Origin of the sequence: Oribacterium sp. oral taxon 102 (assembly GCF_013394775.1) — a bacterium.
GTDB lineage: Bacteria > Bacillota > Clostridia > Lachnospirales > Lachnospiraceae > Oribacterium.
Genome location: NZ_JABXYT010000001.1, coordinates 1448586 through 1464612, shown reverse-complemented (window position 1 = coordinate 1464612; position 16027 = coordinate 1448586). Strand labels below are relative to the sequence as shown.

Here is a 16027-nt window from a genome sequence, read left to right as displayed (position 1 = left end):
CTTCATGCTCGCAAAGGTTCTCACGGCAGGTCTTTCCGGCATCGACGGACGCATGGTCTCCGTCGAGGTCGACGAGAGCAACGGTCTGCCGCATACCGTCATTATCGGCAATGTCTCTCTGAGCGTGCGGGAGGCGCTGGAGCGCTGCACCGTCGCATTGAAAAACAGCGGTATTCCACTTCCGCCGAAGCGGCTCACCGTCAGCCTGCAGCCCGCGGATTTCCCGAAGAACGGTACAGGCTACGATCTGCCGATCCTCGTCGGCCTCCTCGCCGCCCTCGGACTGCTCCGCTCCGACTGTCTCCGAAAATATGCTTTCTTCGGCGAGGTAGGACTGGACGGAAGCCTGCTCCGCGTCCGCGGCGCGCTCTCCCTCTGCGCTGCCTTTCAATCCGCGGGGCTTCGCGGTGCGGTTGTTCCATTCGAAAATGCCGCCGAGGCAGGGATGCTGGATGGAATGGACATCATCGGGCTCCGAAATATCCGGGAATTGCTCTCTCTGCTCCGATCCGCGGACAGCCTCCGGAGCTTCCCGCGCACGCTGCCGGAGACGCATCCCTCTGCAGAACCGGAGCTTCCTGATTTTCGTGACATCCGCGGACAGCACTTCGCGGTACGGGCAGCGCTGATCGCAGCTGCCGGCGGACACAATCTTCTCCTCTCCGGCTGCGCCGGCTCCGGAAAGAGCATGATCGCGAAGCGTATTCCCGGTATCCTCCCCTCGATCAGCCGCGCTGAGGATATCGAGATCACGAAGGTCTACTCTGTAGCCGGTCTGCTGCCGTCCTCACAGGCGCTCTTCGGCAGACGTCCGTTTCGTGCACCCCACAGCTCTGTCACCATTCCGACACTGATCGGCGGCAGTTCAAACGGCATGATTTTCCCCGGAGAGCTGGCACTCGCCGGAAAGGGCGTCCTCTTTCTGGACGAACTCCCCCTCTTTTCCCGCGCTGCGATCGAGGCACTCCGACAGCCGCTGGAGGATCGCTTCGTCCGGGTCAATCGCGTCCGGGGCGAGTTTACTTATCCGGTGGACTGCATGCTTGTCGCGGCGATGAATCCCTGTCCCTGCGGCTTTTTCGGCGCACCCGGAAACCGCTGTCACTGCACGCCCTCTCAGATCCGGCATTATCAGCGGGGGATCTCGAAGCCGATCCTCGAGCGGATCGATCTCTGCGTAGAGGTCTCTCCCGTCAAATACAGTGAGGCGCTGTCGGAGAAGGCGGGCATCAGCTCCGCATCGCTCCGGAGGGAGGTAGAGCGCGTGCGCACCTTGCAGCTTGCCCGCTTTCAGCCGGAATCCGGAAAGGACGCTATGATTAAGGACTGCCGTCCTGTACGCTGCAATGCGGAAATGGGACTCCCGGAAATCAAAAAGTTCTGCGTCCTCGGTCAGGAGGAGCAGAGCTTCATGAAACGGGTATTCGAGCTGAAGCGTCTTTCCATGCGCACCTACCACAAGCTTCTGAAGCTGTCGCGTACCATCGCCGATCTGGACAGCTCCGAGCGCATCACGATCGCACACCTTTCGGAGGCGGTGTCCTATCGAAGCCTCGAGGATCGCCTCTACGGCGGATAAGGAGGGAGCATGACTGCACATGATCTGTATTCACGGGAAACGACCCGGGAGCTGACTCCGCTCGATGCGGATTTTCCGAGCCGTCTTCGGGACATTCCGGGCTGTCCGAGGACGCTCTATGTTCGCGGTACGCTGCCGGACGCACGGATGCCGACCGCAGCGATCATCGGCGCGAGGGACGCTACGGCGCAGGGACTCGATCTCGCACGCACGCTGGGGGCCGTTCTCGCCAGAAACGGTATCGGCATCGTCAGCGGTATGGCATACGGTATCGATGCTGCCGGACACTGGGGTGCACTGGACAGCGGCGGAAAAACCTTCGCTGTCTTCGGCTGCGGGACAGATATCTGCTATCCTCCCTCTCATTTCCGACTCTATGAGGAAATATTGCGAAGCAACGGAGGGCTGCTCTCCGAGCTCTCTCCCGGTACGCCGCCGCTCGGGCGGCATTTTGCGAGCCGAAACCGAATCATATCAGGACTCTCGGACGTCGTGATCGTCGTGGAGGCGAAGCTGCGCTCCGGTACCCTCATCACCGTCGGAAACGCTCTGGAGCAGGGAAAGCAGGTCTTCGCCGTCCCCGGCAGAGTCACAGACCGCCTCTCCGAAGGCTGCAATCGCCTGATCCGGGACGGTGCGTCTATCCTCACCTCCGCGCAGGACATCCTCGAATATTTCCATCTGGAAAGGGAGCGAGAGCAGCGCGTGCTGCTTCCCTCCTCCGAGAGCCTCCCGGAAACGCAGCGCTGTGTACTCGAACAGCTTAGCTCTGAGGCTGTTCATATCGAGCAGCTTGCCGCGCATACCGATCTTCCTGCCCCTCTCCTCAGCCGTACCCTTCTCGAGCTGGAGCTGCAGGGGCTCTGCGAGTCTCCGAAACCCGGTTACTACCGGAGAAGGCTCACGGAAGAAATGTTCTGAACACTTCCGGCGGTTCTGCGAAAAAACGCCGTGCAGAGCAGGCGGCTAATGCAGCGCTCTCCGGAAGCACCGGGAAACGGAGCTCATACGCATGGAGAAGCTGGGAATGAATGCCGGCCCTTCTTCGCCAGTATTCATTTCTGCGCGGCTGGCCATATTTGCCGTCTCCAAGAATCGGATGCCCGACAGAGGCGAGGTGTGCCCGAATCTGATGGGTCTTCCCGCTGATCAGATGTACCCGAAGCACGGAATACTGTGCTGCCGCATCCTTGGCGCGGCACTGCCGGAGCGGCGTATATTCCGTATGAATCTCCGCCGCGCCCGGAAAGCAGTCCGTCCGGATTTCCACCTGATTTCCCGCCGCGTCCTTCCGGAGATAGCCATGAAGCAGGCTGCCCTCCTCTACGATTCCGGAAACCACCGCCAGATAATACTTTTGCAGACTGCGCTCCCGAAGGCCTGCGGCAAGCTCCTGCAGCACAGGCAGCGTCTTTCCGAAAAGGATCAGCCCGGAGGTGTTCCGATCCAGACGATTGGCGATCCCCGGCTTGAAGGTCGCGAGCTGCGCTCTGCTGAGCTTCCCCTCCTTCAGAAGGTAATCCAGGCAGAGCTCATTGACAGAGGGCGCACCGCTCCCGTCGCTCTGCGAAACCCAGCCCGCAGGCTTGTTGAGGAGGAGAAGTCCCTCATCCTCATAGAGGATGCGCTGCCGGAGCTCTTCCTCCAGCCGCAGGAAATCCGCACCCGAGAAATACGTCTCCGGCGCTGCCTCCCCTGTCAGCTTCGTAAGCGTTTCCTCTGAGAAGTAGAGCTTCACGGAATCTCCCTCGCGGAGAAGCTCTCTGCCATCCGCTTTTCTGTCATTCAGCACGATGTTCTTCTTTCGAAGCATCCTGTAGAGGAAGCCGCTACCCGCCTCCCGCAGATATTTCCGAAGCAGCTTGTCCAGTCTCTGCCCCGCCTCGTTCCCGCTGACGCTAATCTCCCGCACATTCCCTCCCCGTAATACAATGCAGAACGCGGAGCAGCAGCCCCTGCGGCAGCTTCGAGAGCGCGAGGAAGAGCTGCATGGAAAGTCCGTAGACGGACAGCTCCTTCTGAAGCACTGCGTCTATCACAGCCTTCCGGACGACCTTCCGCGGATCTGCCATGAAGAGATGCTTATAGAGCGGAATCTCCCCTGTTGTCTCTGCGCGCTCGAAGAATTCCGTCCTGACCGGTCCCGGACAGACCGCCGTCGCGGTACAGCCGCTGCCGAGAAGCTCCTGATTCAGCGCGCGGGTAAAGCTCAGAACATAGCTCTTCGTCGCAGCATAAACCGCGAAGCGCGGCTGGGGCAGAAAGGCGGCTGCGCTGGCGAAGTTCAGAATGCGGGAGCGCCGCGCCATGTACGGAAGAGAGATGCGGCAGAATGCGGTCAGTGCCCGCACATTGACAGTACACATCCCGAGGCAGTCCTCGAGAGGCAGCTCCGATACCTGCCCGATTCTCCCGAAGCCTGCTGCATTTACCAGAAAAACAATCTCCGGCCTTTCCGTGCGAAGCAGCTCCCCGTAAGCCGAAAAGCTGCTCTCGTCTCCCAGATCCCATGAGAGGATGCGGCTCCTTTTCGTCAACAGAGCGGAAATCGCCTCCATCCGCTCCTGCCGCCTGCCGATCAGCCAGAATTCCTCAATAGCTTCGATCTCATCATTCAGCTGCAGGACAGATTCCCGCCCCATTCCGGAGCTCGCTCCGGTAATCACCGCAATCCGCATGCTTCACCTCACTTTTCTGTAAAACAAAACAGTCTCAACTCTCCGTCCGGAGAGTCAAGACTGCCTATACCATGCGGGAAGTGGGACTTGAACCCACACGTCCTATCGGACACAAGATCCTTAGTCTTGCCTGTCTGCCAATTCCAGCATTCCCGCAGAGCAGGGGATGAGGGATTCGAACCCCCATCGGCGGTTTTGGAGACCGTTGCTCTACCATTGAACTAATCCCCTCTGCCCATTCGCCCCAAAGCTTAGAAGCGACGAAAGGTATATTAGCAAAAAAATCCCCCCTCGTCAAGAGCTCCTCTGAAATTTAAAACAGGTATCCTGCCGCTCACATTGTGATGGTGCCAGGCAGCCCTCTGCAATTCATTGCGGCAGAAGCGGCTGCTACGCATCCTGCCGTTTCAGCACAGCGAGCGCCTCCCGGATATTCCTGACCGGAAGCAGTGTTATCCCCTGCTTCTCCAGACCCGGACTTCTCTTCGCATGATATGCCGGCATGACGATTCTGCGAAAGCCGAGCCGCACCGCCTCCTCGATTCGCTGCTCCGCATTGGAAACAGCACGCACCTCTCCGGCGAGTCCCACCTCTCCGAAGATCATCACATCCTCCGGAACCGACACGTTCCGGCAGCTCGAAATCAGCGCCAGAATCACCGCGAGATCCGTGGAGGGCTCAGAGATCCGGAGTCCCCCCGCGATATTCAGATAGGCATCATACTTCGAGAGCTCCAGCCCCAGACGCCGTTCGATGATTGCCAGCAGCAGGTTCATCCGGTTGTAGTCGATCCCGTTGGCAGTACGCCGCGGAAGCCCGAAGCTCGTCGGCACCGCCAGTCCCTGAATCTCGATAAGGAGCGGACGCGTGCCCTCCATCCCGCAGGTCACCACAGAGCCGGTGGAGCCGGTCGGGCGGCCCGAGAGCAGAAGCTCGGACGGATTCCGCACCTCCCGGAGTCCCTCTGCGCTCATCTCGAAAACTGCGATTTCATTCGTCGAGCCGAAACGATTCTTCTGTCCATGCAGGATCCGCAGGCTTCCGCTGCTCTCCCCCTCGAAATAGAGCACCGCGTCTACCATGTGCTCCAGAATCTTTGGCCCCGCTACGCTGCCGTCCTTGGTGACATGCCCGACGAGGAAAACCGCGACTCCCTGCTCCTTCGCCGTGCGGAGCAGCGCCGCAGCGGATTCTCGCACCTGACTGACGGAGCCGGGCGCCGCGCTTACCAGCTCGGTAAACATCGTCTGGATCGAATCGATCACGACCATGTCCGGCTTCTCCTCCTGTATCGCCTCCACGATGTTCTCGATATTGGTCTCGCAGAGGAAGCGGAGCTCTCCGCGGATCTCCGCAATTCTCTGCGCACGCAGCTTGATCTGCTTCAGGCTCTCCTCTCCCGAGACATAGAGCGCCCGCTTTCCGTAGTCCGCGCAGAGATTTCGGACAATCTCCAGAAGAAGCGTCGATTTTCCGATCCCCGGATCCCCGCCCAGAAGAAGCAGCGAGCCAACCACGATTCCTCCGCCGAGCACACGATCCAGCTCTGAAAATCCGGTTGGGAGCCGATCCTCCCGCAGGAGCTCAATCTCGTCGATCCGAACCGGACGGCTCCGCTGTCCCCTGAGGGCATTCGCAGAAAAGGAAGCGGCTCTTTTCGAGGAGGACGGCACCTGTACCGGCTCCTCCACGAAGCAGTTCCACGCGTGGCAGCTCGGGCACTGCCCAAGCCACTTTCCTGTTTCATATCCGCATTCCTTACAAAAAAAACGACTTGCCGCTTTCGCCATCAGTGCCTTCTCCTCCTCACGATATACCGAAGCGCCCTGCCCTCTTTGTCCGTGGTAATACGGACAGAGCAGTTCTCTCCGAGCTTTCCGTCGAGGATTTCCTCTGCGAGCCTGTCCTCAACCATGCTCTGTATCGTCCTTCGGAGCGGTCTCGCGCCATACTTCGGGTCATAGCCCTTCGAAACCAGAAGCGCCTTCGCGCTCTCATCCAGATGCAGCCGGATATTCATCTCCGACTTCGCGCGTTTTTCTACATCCCGCAGCATAATATCGAGGATCTCCGTCATGCTTTCCTTCCCGATCGGATGGAACACCAGCAGCTCGTCCACACGGTTCAGGAACTCCGGCTTGAACAGCCGCCGAACCTCCTCCATGACCCTGCTCTGCATAAACCGGTAGTCCCTCTCCTTCGAGCCGTCCCCCTGATCGAAGCCGAGCCGCTTCGGACTGACGATTGCCTCCGCACCTGCGTTGCTGGTCATGATGATAATGGTATTCTTGAAGGAAACCCTGCGGCCCTGCGCATCCGTAATGTGTCCGTCGTCCAGCACCTGCAGCAGAATATTCAGTACATCCGGGTGCGCCTTCTCTACTTCATCAAAGAGGATGACAGAATACGGATTCCTACGCACCTTCTCCGAGAGCTGCCCGCCCTCGTCATAGCCGACATAGCCGGGAGGGGAGCCGATCATCTTGGATACACTGTATTTCTCCATGTATTCCGACATATCCACACGGATCAGGTTCGTCTCCGAGCCGAAGACCGCCTCGGCAAGCGCCTTCGAGAGCTCCGTCTTGCCGACGCCGGTCGGCCCGAGGAAGAGAAAGGAACCGATCGGGCGTCTCGGATCCTTCAGCCCCACTCTGCCGCGCTTGATCGCCAGCGCAACTGCCTTGACCGCCTCCGGCTGTCCGACAACCCTCTGACGCAGAAGCTCCTCCAGCCTGCGGAGCCGTTCCGTCTCCTCCTCCCGGAGCCTCTGCACCGGTATCTTCGTCCACTCGGAGACGACCTTGGCGATGTCCTCCTCAGCAAGATGCAGGCGGTTATCAATCTTCTCCTGTTCCCACGCCGCGAACGCCTGCGTGAGCTTCTGCTGGCGGTTCTTCTGCCTGCGCTTCACGCCCGCAGCCTTGTCAAATGCCTCCGCCTTGATGCAGTTCTCCTTCTCTGCCTCCAGCTCGCCGAGCTCCGCGCGAAGCTTCCGAATCGACTCCGGCTCTCCCGAAGAGAGGATCCGCAGCTTGGATGCCGCCTCATCCACGAGGTCGATCGCCTTATCCGGCAGATAACGATCATTGATATATCTCACAGAGAGCTTCACCGCCGCCTCCAGCGCACTGTCGTCAATCTCAAGCTGATGATGCGCCTCATATTTCCGGCGTATCCCCTTCAGGATCTCGAGCGTCTCCTCCGGTGTCGGCTCCTCCACCATCACCGGTTGGAATCTGCGCTCCAGCGCCGCGTCCTTCTCGATGTGCTTCCGGTACTCGTCGAGCGTCGTCGCGCCGATGATCTGCAGCTCTCCCCTTGCGAGTGCCGGCTTCAGAATATTCGCGGCGTCCAGCGCGCCCTCTGCGCCGCCCGCACCGATGATCGTGTGGAGCTCATCGATAAAGAGCAGTACCTCTCCGTCGCTCCTCGCCTCCGCGATCACTCGTTTGATCCGCTCCTCAAACTCTCCGCGGTACTTGCTTCCGGCAACCATCGCGGAGATATCCAGCGTCAGCACCCTCTTCCGGAGAATGCTGTCCGGCACCTCTCCCGCCGCGATTTTCTCCGCCAGTCCCTCAACCACCGCCGTCTTGCCGACGCCCGGCTCTCCAATCAGACAGGGATTGTTTTTGCTGCGCCGCGACAGGATCTGAATCACCCGCATGATTTCCTGATTCCTGCCGATCACGGGATCCAGTCCGTCCTTCTCCGCGAGCTTCGTCAGGTCTCTCGAATACTGATCCAGCATCGGCGTCCGGCTCTGCGCCCGCTTCGCCGAGGGTGCAGCGTTCTCTCCTGCGGCAGCGCCCATTGCCGCCATAATCTGCTGATAGATCCTCTGTGCACTGCCGCCCAGTGTATTGATGATCCGCGCTGCCGCGCAGTTCGGATCCTTCAAGATCGAAAGCAGGATATGCTCTGTCCCGATCAGCGCGGAATGCGCCTGCTGCGCCTCCTGAAAGGATGCCTCCATGATCCTCCGCGCGCCCGGCGTATAGCCGGAGCGATCCGCGACCGACACATTGCCGTCCGGGGAAATGAATTTCGAAATCATCTCCAGGATCTTATCCTCCTCTATGCCGTTCGCAGCGAGTGCCTTCGCCGCCAGCGCCGTATTCTCCCGACGCAGCCCAAGCAGCAAATGCTCCGTCCCCACATAGCTGTGATGCAGCTCCTCGGCGCTCTCCAGCGCGAGCTGGATCGCCCTCTGTGCCTGTATCGTAAATTGATTCATGCCATTCTCCATCTTTTACCGCCTGTAATTATGTTTTACGATTCTAGTACATATATTCGGTTTTTTCAACAATCAAATATTAAAGTTTGATAAAAAGCGCAGGTACGGGAAAAGGACCGTCCAAGACGGTCCCCTCTCTCACAGCTCCTCTATCTCTATATCGGAGGCTGCGCCGCTCTTCGGCAGCACCTTCGTAAGGGAAAGATCCTCTGCATCCTCCTCTGTATCCTCTCCGAGCTTCCGAAGATCGCTGAGCGGTCTCGTCGCCCCCAGCTCCTCCTCTTCTGTCTCCGGCGGAGCAGCTTTGCCCGGCAGCTCCGAAAGCATCCTGGTTTCCTCCAGATCCTCTACCGAAACCGCGGCACGCTTCGCCGCAGGACGGGTCGTGGATGCCATACGGAGCGCCTCCGAATCCTCCCGGAGCGTCCGACCGTCTGCCCTGCCGCCCCTTCGGCTGTTCCGAAGCATGGTCGCGATCACCGCGATGAGCGCCAGAACCGCGAGCCCCAGAACAGAAAGCAGGATGAGCTGCATATTGCAGCGCTTCACGAGCTGGTTATATTTCTCTTCCAGCGCCGGATAGTTCTCCGCATTCTGCTTGAGCGCCTCCTCTATCGGATCCGAGAAGTAGCGCTGCAGCGTCTTGTCGGTCAGGTCATAACGGTAGAAATCCAGCTCTCCGGCATCATTCATACCATAGACAATGCAGTATTCATGCTGCTTGTCCGCCTTCCATACCCAGCCGCGAACCTGATGCCCGTCGATATCGATGACGCTCTCCGCGAAGCCCTCCGGTACTGCGACGCCGCTTCCCGGATTCATGATCGTGATCGTCTTTTCCTTTGAGGACAGCTTGACGCCCTCATTGATTGTCTCCGTCTGCCCGCTCTCCTGTGAAGCGCCGCCCTCCTGCTTCCGCACCGTGAGCTTATATACCGTCTGCGTGCTGCCATCCGCCGCCGTGACCGTAATGCTGACCGCATTTTCTCCGATATTCAGTGTCTCATTACCGGAGACGGAGACCGTCGCGCCGCCGTCATTCGGGATGGCGTTGATCGCGAGATTGTCTACATCCGTTCCCACCGTCAGCTCGTAGCTCGTATTCTCTGCGCTGAAGCCGGGCTTGAGCTCTCCCGGAGAGACGGTCAGCTCCTTAAGGGATGCGTCCTTTGAAGCATTGGATGCCGCCTGAATCGATACGGTCGAAGAGCCGTTGTGTGTGATTTCCACGATAGACTCGTCAGTGTCGTAGACCTCCTGTGTACCGATACGGATCGTCCCCTGCCCGGCAGACAGGGTCTTGAATTTCAGATTATATTCCAGCGTTCCCGTCCCGGCTCCGTTGGAAGCGCCATGCACCCGCACCGAGCCTGCGCCGCCCTCCGCATCGGTACCGCTCAGGAACTCCAGCGCCGTGCTGTCATAGTTCAGGGTGATATCTGCTCTGGACAGCGTTCCGTCGCCGCTTTTCACCTTCATCGTGACGTTGACATCTGTTCCGAGCGTCACCGACGGATCCGAAAAGGATATCTGTGCGGTCGCCGCCCATGCGCTCATCGAAAGCAGGACAGTCGCCGCTGCCGTTGCGAGCAGTATTCTCCATTTCTTCATCTTCTCTCCTCTATACTCCCCTAGTTCACCGGGCTGTTTCCGATGTCAAGGATCGGCGCCCCGCCCTCATTTGCCGCAGTCGTACCGCTCCCCTGTCCGCCGCTTTGTCTGCGAATCCGGATCAGGTACTGTCTCGTCGAGCCATTCTGCGCAGTCACGGTAATGGGCACGTCGGCCGCACCCTCATTCAATGCGATTCGTCCTGCTCCTGTGATCGACGCATGACTCTCCGCGGCTGCCGCCTGTATATTCACAGCGGAAACCGTTTCCTCCACTACCAGCGTATACAGCCCCTCGTCCATATTGAAATTCGGTGTCAGCGTGAAGCCCTCCGCCGTCAGCGAGCGGAGCTTGTTATTCGGATTCCCGTCCCCGGTCGGGATCGGCGCGGGCGTATCCGGCATATTCTCATAGATCGGAATGCTGAATTCCTGCGGAAGCTGCTTCATCTCTGCGGTATATCCGCTCCCCAGCTTCGCCCCCTCCTCCGCAGCTCCCTGTACATTGGTCATATACTGGTGCTTGTAGATATTGGCTCCCTGCACATTGAATTTCTTCAGATAGAGCGTATTCTGCCCCGCCTTCAGATAGTTTTCCGCGAAGAACTGCGCACCGCCCACGATCGACTTTTCCACCGTGTTCCACGGCCGACCGTAGCTGCCGTTCTGGGAGGCATACCAGAGCCCTCTCTCCACGGCTGACATCCCATTCTGTGCGTAGGCGCCGACATTAAAGTAATTGTAATGCCCGCTGCTGCCGGAGATCGAACCGCTCGTCCCCTTGCCCTGCTCCTGCAGGATCATCGCCGCGAGAACATACGGATTCTGCTGCGTCTTTTCCGCCGCCTCCATGATGATATCCGCATAGCTGCCCGCACCGGTAAGCGTAATCGAAGCGCCGCCGGAAGCGGATGCCGCATTGGAGCCGAGTCCGATGCCCGGTCCCTCTCCGACCGAGATCACCGCGCTGCCATTCCCGGCCGTAGTCTGCACAGCACCGCTCTCCGCCCTATCCCCCGTCTCGCCCGGTCCTTCGAAGCCGAGGAAGCTCTCTGACGTGTTCTCCGCTGTGCTCTGCACAGCAGCCTGCCCGCCGTCCGTAAAGGTCTGCGTTCCGGACGCGCCGCTGTTCATGAAGCTGTCCCGCAGCATCGCACGGAGCCCGTCAATATTCTGTGTCGCAGGATTGTAGCTGTGTATGGCAAACTGGAAAATGTATTTATCATCCAGAAAATTCCGCGGATCCATGTAGTATGCCGTGATCTCACGGGAAGCGCCCACCCAGGTCGCGCCGTCGAAGCCGGGCCAGCTGCTCGTCGTCCAGTCAAACTTGCCGTTCTCTGTCGATTTCCATGAGGAGATCGAATCCTTGTCGATCAGGCTGTTTGTCCCCTCCATCTCTCCATTCAGCGCGGCATTCCAGTCAAGTCCCGTACGAAAGCCCTTAAATACCCAGCTCGGATACTCCGCATGAAGCTGCCGAAGCCCCGCCTTGTAGCTCTCCGGGAAGCCCTGCTCATTCAAATACTGCTCAAAGGCGCTGTCCGTCGTATAAGCACTCGGAAAGCGAACAAAATCAGAACGCACGTAGCCGTTCCCGCCCGAAAAGCTGATGCTGTACCACAGCTTTCCGTCCGAGCCGTTCCGTTCTCCGGTCACTGTAACGGCCATACCGCCGCTGAGACTCGCCACCTTTCCGGTTTCCGTCCCCGCTCCTGTACGGACATTGATCAGCGTACCGCGGATCACCGCGGAGCGATTCGCCGCCGCAGCCGATGCCGCAGGGTTACATATAGATGATAAGGGACTGAACAGCAGCGCCGCCGCTGTCAGCGCCGCAATGCCGATCCTGCCGAAATTTCTCCTCATTTGCCTCTCTCCAAGCCAGTCTGTATGGATATAACACGCCCGGGATCCGGACATTTATCCGAGCCTCCGAATAATAACAGTGTATGATAAATGCTTTCGCTCCGTCAACGTTATTTCGGATTTTTCAGATAAAAGAAACGAATTTTTAAAGACTGCCATAAGCGCGGGAAAGACAAGGCACGGACGCGGCTTCAAATATAAAAACCGTGAAGAAGCGGGAAATAGGCTTCTTCACGGCTCCGCATATCCGATCCTTAAACCGGATATGCCTTATTCTCCTTGTCGGCCTGCTTCACGGCGATGCCGCTCTGCTGCGCCTCTCTGTATTCGAAGAACTCCTTCGCTACCGCCGGGAACAGCGCATAGGACAATACGTCCTCCGGCTGCTGCGTCCACTGCCTGCATTCCTCCGTGAACTTCGCAAGCTGCGGCGCGATATGATTCGCCGGCCTGTCTGTGATCGGCTCCTCACCCGGCTTCAGGATCTTCCGGAGAACCTCCGGATCCACCGGCTTCACTGACTGTCCGAACTCACCCGCTACCAGCTTGTGGGACTCCTTCGGAACCATCTTGTAGCGCTCACCCGTCAGGACATTCATCACTGCCTGCGTGCCGACGATCTGTGAGGACGGCGTAACCAGCGGCGGCTCTCCGAAGTCCTTCCGCACGCGCGGCACCTCCTCCAGCACCTCCGTGAGCTTGTCATCCTTGCCTGCCTGATGCAGCTGGGAAATCAGATTGGAGAGCATGCCGCCCGGAACCTGATATTTCAGCGTATTGATATTCACGCCCAGCACCTTGGTGGACATCAGTCCGGTCTTCAGGCATTCCTCACGGTACGGCGTGAAGTGGTTGGAGACCTTGATCAGCCTCTCCAGATCCAGCCCGGTGTCATACTCCGTTCCCTCAAACGCCTTCACCATAACATCGGTAGACGGCTGGGAGGTGCCGAGCGCAAACGGGGTGGACGCCGTATCGATGATGTCCGCACCCGCCTCTACGCACTTCATATAGGTCATGGATGCCATGCCGGAGGTGTAGTGCGTATGGATCTCGATCGGAAGCCTGGTGCCTCTCTTCAGCGCTTTCACAAGGTCGTAGCCTGCCTGCGGAAGCAGGAGCCCCGCCATATCCTTGATGCAGAGGGAATCGGCGCCCAGATTCTCTACGTCACGCGCCAGCTTTTCCCAATACTCGAGCGTGTAGGCATCGCCCAGCGTGTAGCAGAGCGCGATCTGCGCATGTCCCTGCTCCTTCTTGGTCGCCTTAACCGCCGTCTCGAGATTCCGGATATCATTCAGACAGTCGAAGATACGAATGACATCGATGCCGTTCGAAATCGACTTCTCTACGAAATACTCTACGACATCGTCCGCATAATGATTGTAGCCGAGGATGTTCTGCCCGCGGAAAAGCATCTGCAGCCTCGTATTCTTGAAATGCCGCTTGAACATCCGAAGACGATCCCACGGATCCTCCTTCAGGAAACGGAGGCAGGCGTCAAAGGTGGCGCCGCCCCAGCACTCTACCGCATTGTAGCCAACCTGATCCATCGTGTCCAGGATCGGCTCCATAACCTCCCTCGGCATACGTGTAGCAATCAGAGACTGGTGTGCGTCACGGAGCACGGTCTCTGTAATTTTAACCTTAGCCATTTTATTCTCCTTATACTATTAGTGCCGCCGAAGCCTTCGGCATGGGGATTTACTTCACGCCATAGACAGCCATGAAGGTACCGGCTGCCACTGCAGTACCGATCACGCCCGCCACATTCGGTCCCATGGCATGCATGAGAAGGAAGTTGGTAGGATCGTCCTCCGCGCCGACCTTCTGGGAGACGCGCGCCGCCATCGGGACGGCAGATACGCCTGCGGAACCGATTAACGGATTGATCTTTTTGCCGGAGGCATAGTACATGATCTTACCGATTACGACGCCTGCCGCAGTACCGAATGCGAAAGCCACCAATCCGAGCAGGACGATCTTCAGGGTATCCATCTTCAGGAACGCCTCTGCGGAGGTAGATGCGCCTACGGAGGTGCCGAGCAGGATCACGACGATGTACATCATAGCATTGGCTGCTGTTTCCGTGAGCTGCTTCACAACGCCGGACTCCTTGAAGAGGTTGCCGAGCATCAGCATTCCTACCAGCGGAGCCGTAGTCGGAAGAAGCAGGCAGACAACTACCGTTACGATGATCGGGAAGAGAATCTTCTCCAGCTTCGAAACGGAACGGAGCTGTGTCATCTTGCACATTCTCTCCTCCTTGGTCGTCAGCGCCCTCATGATCGGCGGTTGAATGATCGGCACGAGGGACATATAGCTGTATGCCGCGACAGCGATCGGTCCGAGAAGAGCGGTCTGCCCGAGCTTATTGCAGAGGAAAATGGAGGTCGGCCCGTCCGCGCCGCCGATGATGGAGATGGCAGCTGCCGCCGCGCCGTTAAAGCCCATCAGAATAGCGAGGAAGTACGCGGCATAGATACCGAACTGGGCTGCCGCGCCCAACAGAAAGCTGATCGGATTCGCAATCAATGGAGAGAAGTCCGTCTGCGCACCGACACCCATGAAAATCAGGGACGGAAGAATCGTCCACTCATCGAGGGTGAAGAAGTACCAGAGCAGACCGCCGGTTCCATTCATGGATTTCTCGGCAGGAAGCATGATATCCGGATAGATATTCACGAGCAGCATTCCGAATGCGATCGGCACCATCAGAAGAGGCTCGAAGCCCTTCGCGATTCCGAGATAAAGGAATACGAGCGCCACAAGCATCATCAGGTAGTTGCCCCAGGTCAGATTAAAGAATGCTGTCTGCTGTGCCAGGTTAGATAGTGTCTCTACTATATTCATTTTTTATATAACCTCCAGATCAGCAAAATCAGATGAAGTCAGCTGCCAGAACTCAGTTCATGGTAGCCAGGGTTGCACCGGACTCTACTGCATCGCCTACCGCCACCTCGATGGTAGCAATGGTGCCGTCCTGAGGCGCTACGATATCGTTCTCCATCTTCATCGCCTCCAGCACGAGAATCGGATCCCCTGCCTTCACAGCCTCTCCGACCTTCTTCTTCACAGCGAGGATCTTGCCGGGCATCGGCGCACTGACGGAAACTGCGCCTGCCGCGCCGCCTGCTGCGGGAGCTGCCGGAGCTGCCGCTCTTACTGCAGGAGCCGCAGCGCCCTTCCCCTCTTCAACGGTTACATCGTAAGCTACACCATTCACGGTGATTGTATAATTCTTCATTTTTATCCCATCCTTTTGACTGAATTTAAATTAACGTCTTCTGATCGAGCGTACCACGAGCCCGTTCTGCAGGGTCGGTCCCGGTACGAAGCCGTCACTCTCCCCATCCCTGTCCGCCTCATAGGCCGCGATCGCCGCTGCGATAACCGCCTCAAGTTCCGCGCCCGATACGTTGACCGGCGCTGCCGCTGCCTTCTGCGCCGGAACCGCCGCAGGAGCTGCTGCCGCCTGTCCGCCTGCCTTCCGCCTCTTCTCAAACACATTGACATACTTTAAGAGGCTGATGATCCATGCAATGAAAATCAGCACGACAATAACCGTACCCATCCCCACGACGAGGTTTCCCGCGGCATCGCCGAACTTCTCTCCGAAGCTGTACTCCGGCTCGAAGGTCATCTCCGTAAACGCCTGCCTGTCCTCGGAGAGTCCGAGCGTCAGATGCAGCTTCCGCTTCTCGAAGGTCGACGTGATCTCTACCCTGTAGCTGCCGTCCGCCTCCTGCACAGCCTCCGCGCTGTCCGCGCTGACGAAAGCTCCGAGCCGGTGCATGGAATTCAGGTAATTCGTAAGTCCGTTATATACGATGGCATTCCTGTCATGCTCCGCCTGATCGATCGATTTCTGGATCTCCTCCGCCGGGAGCGAGCCCAGCGATTCCATATAGCTGAGCGAGGAGCTCTCCAGCGTCTGCTTCTGCATCGGATCGATCGTCACGGCGACCGTCTCCTTCGCGCAGCCGGCAAACACCAGAAGGCTGATGGCAAGACAGGCTCCAAGGACTATCTTCTTCATCCACTGCTTCA

At 58.4% G+C, this 16027-nt stretch carries 12 protein-coding genes and 2 tRNA genes; 2 read left to right on the top strand and 12 right to left on the bottom strand.

The genetic code is table 11. The features are described 5' to 3' along the window. The first annotated feature begins 4 nt into the window (after positions 1 to 4). Complete coding sequence (locus HW273_RS06705) at positions 5 to 1579, top strand: YifB family Mg chelatase-like AAA ATPase (RefSeq protein ID WP_179011039.1); 1575 nt, start codon at positions 5 to 7, stop codon at positions 1577 to 1579. A 9-nt stretch (positions 1580 to 1588) separates the two neighbouring features. Beyond that, entirely contained in the window at positions 1589 to 2500 is a 912-nt protein-coding gene (gene dprA / locus HW273_RS06700) for a DNA-processing protein DprA (protein WP_179011038.1), read from the top strand. On the opposite strand, the gene HW273_RS06695 is transcribed toward dprA, so the two are convergent. The 12 genes from HW273_RS06695 to HW273_RS06640 all read right to left on the bottom strand — a co-directional run bounded on the left by HW273_RS06695 (position 2481) and on the right by HW273_RS06640 (position 16016). Continuing rightward, positions 2481 to 3491, bottom strand: a complete 1011-nt coding sequence (locus tag HW273_RS06695; protein ID WP_179011037.1) for an RluA family pseudouridine synthase — start codon at positions 3489 to 3491, stop codon at positions 2481 to 2483. The genes dprA and HW273_RS06695 overlap by 20 nt on opposite strands. Beyond that, on the bottom strand, positions 3478 to 4257 hold the full coding sequence (locus tag HW273_RS06690; RefSeq protein ID WP_179011036.1) for an SDR family NAD(P)-dependent oxidoreductase: 780 nt from the start codon (positions 4255 to 4257) through the stop codon (positions 3478 to 3480). Before HW273_RS06690 ends, HW273_RS06695 begins: the two co-directional genes overlap by 14 nt. 72 nt (positions 4258 to 4329) lie before the next feature. Further along, positions 4330 to 4413, bottom strand: a tRNA-Leu gene (locus tag HW273_RS06685). A gap of 4 nt (positions 4414 to 4417) precedes the next feature. Beyond that, positions 4418 to 4488 (bottom strand) — tRNA-Trp (locus tag HW273_RS06680). Between the two features lie 159 nt (positions 4489 to 4647). Beyond that, the gene (radA, locus tag HW273_RS06675; protein WP_179011035.1) at positions 4648 to 6048 is read right to left on the bottom strand and encodes a DNA repair protein RadA; all 1401 of its coding nucleotides are present in this window, start codon (positions 6046 to 6048) and stop codon (positions 4648 to 4650) included. Continuing rightward, the gene (locus HW273_RS06670; protein WP_179012477.1) at positions 6048 to 8498 is read right to left on the bottom strand and encodes an ATP-dependent Clp protease ATP-binding subunit; all 2451 of its coding nucleotides are present in this window, start codon (positions 8496 to 8498) and stop codon (positions 6048 to 6050) included. The genes radA and HW273_RS06670 overlap by 1 nt, the downstream gene beginning before the upstream one ends. A 138-nt stretch (positions 8499 to 8636) precedes the next feature. Further along, positions 8637 to 10109: a cadherin-like beta sandwich domain-containing protein gene (locus HW273_RS06665; RefSeq protein WP_179011034.1), complete on the bottom strand. Its 1473-nt coding sequence runs from the start codon at positions 10107 to 10109 to the stop codon at positions 8637 to 8639. A gap of 20 nt (positions 10110 to 10129) precedes the next feature. Then, the gene (locus tag HW273_RS06660) at positions 10130 to 11977 is read right to left on the bottom strand and encodes an SH3 domain-containing protein (protein WP_179011033.1); all 1848 of its coding nucleotides are present in this window, start codon (positions 11975 to 11977) and stop codon (positions 10130 to 10132) included. A gap of 254 nt (positions 11978 to 12231) precedes the next feature. Continuing rightward, positions 12232 to 13632 carry a pyruvate carboxylase subunit B gene (locus HW273_RS06655; RefSeq protein WP_179011032.1) on the bottom strand — a complete coding sequence of 467 codons (1401 nt, stop codon included), beginning with the start codon at positions 13630 to 13632 and terminating at the stop codon, positions 12232 to 12234. A gap of 49 nt (positions 13633 to 13681) precedes the next feature. After that, positions 13682 to 14830 (bottom strand): sodium ion-translocating decarboxylase subunit beta, encoded by a 1149-nt coding sequence (locus tag HW273_RS06650; RefSeq protein ID WP_179011031.1) that lies wholly within the window; start codon positions 14828 to 14830, stop codon positions 13682 to 13684. A gap of 52 nt (positions 14831 to 14882) precedes the next feature. Next, the gene (locus HW273_RS06645) at positions 14883 to 15224 is read right to left on the bottom strand and encodes a biotin/lipoyl-containing protein (RefSeq protein WP_179011030.1); all 342 of its coding nucleotides are present in this window, start codon (positions 15222 to 15224) and stop codon (positions 14883 to 14885) included. 30 nt (positions 15225 to 15254) lie between these two features. After that, entirely contained in the window at positions 15255 to 16016 is a 762-nt protein-coding gene (locus tag HW273_RS06640; RefSeq protein ID WP_179011029.1) for an OadG family protein, read from the bottom strand. Positions 16017 to 16027: the final 11 nt, after the last annotated feature.